Source organism: Acidovorax sp. HMWF018 (assembly GCF_003061035.1).
GTDB lineage: Bacteria > Pseudomonadota > Gammaproteobacteria > Burkholderiales > Burkholderiaceae_C > Acidovorax > Acidovorax delafieldii.
This window is the reverse complement of the sequence record NZ_QAIM01000291.1, coordinates 1-2,186: the sequence shown is the minus strand read 5'-3', so window position 1 is coordinate 2,186 and position 2,186 is coordinate 1. Positions and strand designations below refer to the sequence as shown.

3 protein-coding genes are annotated in these 2,186 nt (G+C 64.6%); 1 reads left to right on the top strand and 2 read right to left on the bottom strand.

Translation table 11 applies throughout. The features are described from left to right. Nucleotides 1–387 precede the first annotated feature (387 nt). Nucleotides 388–1,383 (top strand): isopenicillin N synthase family oxygenase, encoded by a 996-nt coding sequence (locus DBR23_RS10830; protein WP_099729426.1) that lies wholly within the window; start codon nucleotides 388–390, stop codon nucleotides 1,381–1,383. Nucleotides 1,384–1,475: 92 nt separating this feature from the next. Here DBR23_RS10830 and DBR23_RS10825 read toward each other — a convergent pair whose 3' ends face one another. Together DBR23_RS10825 and DBR23_RS10820 are read right to left on the bottom strand one after the other, a co-directional pair. Continuing rightward, on the bottom strand, nucleotides 1,476–1,892 hold the full coding sequence (locus DBR23_RS10825; RefSeq protein WP_108498244.1) for a VOC family protein: 417 nt from the start codon (nucleotides 1,890–1,892) through the stop codon (nucleotides 1,476–1,478). After that, the coding region (locus tag DBR23_RS10820; RefSeq protein ID WP_146191307.1) for a 2OG-Fe(II) oxygenase family protein at nucleotides 1,889–2,186 on the bottom strand (298 nt) is incomplete at its 5' end. The genes DBR23_RS10825 and DBR23_RS10820, both read right to left, overlap by 4 nt.

Here is a 2,186-nt window from a genome sequence, read left to right as displayed (position 1 = left end):
CCGGACTGTCTGCACGCCCGCCGTTGAGGTGCAGGGCGCTATGCATTTGGCATGCCAATCACAATCAGTGACATGTATGCATGGCTTTGGACGCGCTGTGCACAAACGCTCTGACTTTGCGCTGGCACACATGCAAGGCGCGTGGGCATTCTTCTTGCATCGCTATTGGCAAGAGTAGAAGCGTTCACTGCGTTGCCCCTGTGCCATCCTGCACGAGGCGATGCCAGTCGGAAATTGCTCTTGAAGCCCGCTGTGCGCACAGCGGTGTGCGTTGGCACACCGTGGCTTCAAGGGTTGAAAGGACGGCCGCCGCAGGCGGTGCCACCCACTCTTGAAGCACCCAGCGGGAGGGCCTTTCTTCCTTCCACTTGTCTTCAGGAGAGCTGCATGACCACCACTGCCACCTACGACCTCGCCGAGCTGCAAAAAGAAACACGCATGGGCGCGATGGGCTCGGAAACCGCGAGCCGCGAGATCCGCCGCATCGACCTCAGCCACTTTGCGCAGCGCAAGACCGAGATTGCCGATCAGCTGTGGGACGCCGCCGTTGATGTCGGCTTTTTCCAGATCGTGAACCACGGCATTGACCTGGCCGAGGTGCACAACGCCTTTGCGATGACCGAGCGCTTCTTTGCGCTGCCCGATGCCGTGAAGGCGCAGTACCCGCTCAAGAAGGCGCTCAACGTGGGCTGGGAGAGCCGCGCGCAGGTGCGCCCCTCCACCGGCACACCGGACCAGAAGGAGTCGTACCAGATCACCCGCCCGCACATGGCAGGCCTGTGGCCCACCGACGAGGAGCTGGCGGGCTTTCAGGCCACCATGCTCGCGTTTGAGGGCCAGTGCTGGCAGGTGGCCATGCAGGTGCTGTCATGCTTTGCGTGGAAGCTGGGGTTTGACGAGGCCTTCTTTGCCCGCGCGCACGACCCTGCGCAGGCCAGCTACCAAAGCACCTTGCGCCTGCTGCACTACTTTGCGACCCCGCCCGAGCAACAAGCCAGCCTGGGCCTGTGGCGCGCCGGGGCGCATACCGACTTTGATTGCCTGACCCTGCTCTTTCAGCGCCAGGGCCAGGGTGGCCTGCAGGTGTGCCCGGGCAAGGAGATGGACACCCAGGCCTGGACCTCGGTGGAGCCCGACGAGCAGGCCATCACCTGCAACATCGGGGACATGCTGATGCGCTGGAGCGACGACCAGCTGCCCAGCAACTTCCACCGTGTGAAGAACCCTCTGCCCGGCGAGTACATGGGGCCGCGCTACAGCATCGCCTTCTTTGCCCAGGCCAACCGCGACGCCATCATCGAAGGGCCCGGCAAGAAGTACCCGGTGATTGCCGCGGGCGACTACCTGAACCAGCGGGTGGCGGCCAACTTCAAGGCCTATTGAGGCGCGATGGATGACCCAGGGGTGGGCGTTGGTTCACCCCGCGGATGCTTTGGCGTTCACTGCCGTTGTTGGCCTGACCGGGTAGGGGCGGCTTAAGCAACGTTGAGGGGCACGCCCACAGCGCTTACCCGGAACACGTTGTCTTCCGGGTCCGCCAGCACCGCCTGCCATTGGCCGTAGTACGTGGCGTAAGGTGGCTTGATGACCTGTCCGCCCAGAGCTTTGGCCTTTTCGCTGGCAGCCTCCACGGCGTCCGGTGTGTCCAGCATGAAGGTGGCATAGCCTGTCACGCCGCGTGGTGACGGCAAGGCTGCGCCAGGTTGCCGGTCGGCCAGGCCCAGCAGGGCATAGGCCTCGGGGGCATTGAAGCCGAGCTGGAAGTGCTCGGTCTCCACCGCCCGGTAGATGGCCGAGCGCGTCCCCGGCGCCTCGGGCAACTGCAGCAGGGCTTGATAGAACTGCAGCTGTGCCTCGATGTCCTGGCACAGCAGGTTGAACCAGAGCCTCATGCCATCACCGCCGCGCTGGCTGGGGTGGTGGTCTGACCCAGGCCGTACGTCTTGCGGTACATGGCCTGCAGGTGCTCGCCCACGGTGCAGGGTGCAAAGCGCGGCGACTCACCCGCAGGCACACAGGTGGGGACGGGGACCACCTGGGCCTCGTAGTCGGGCGTGTAGAAGAACGGAATGGAGTGGCGCGGTGTGCCCCCGCTGTGCACGTTGCGCACGCGGTGGGGGTTGGATCGGTACAGCCCATTGGTCCAGCGCGGAATCATGTCGCCCAGGTTCACCACCAGCGCTCCC

What these genes read in the sequence shown, in the direction of transcription:
- DBR23_RS10825 (WP_108498244.1), bottom strand. Translation starts at nt 1,892, where the DNA reads ATGAGGCTCTGGTTCAACCTGCTGTGCCAGGACATCGAGGCACAGCTG.
- DBR23_RS10830 (WP_099729426.1), top strand. Translation starts at nt 388, where the DNA reads ATGACCACCACTGCCACCTACGACCTCGCCGAGCTGCAAAAAGAAACA.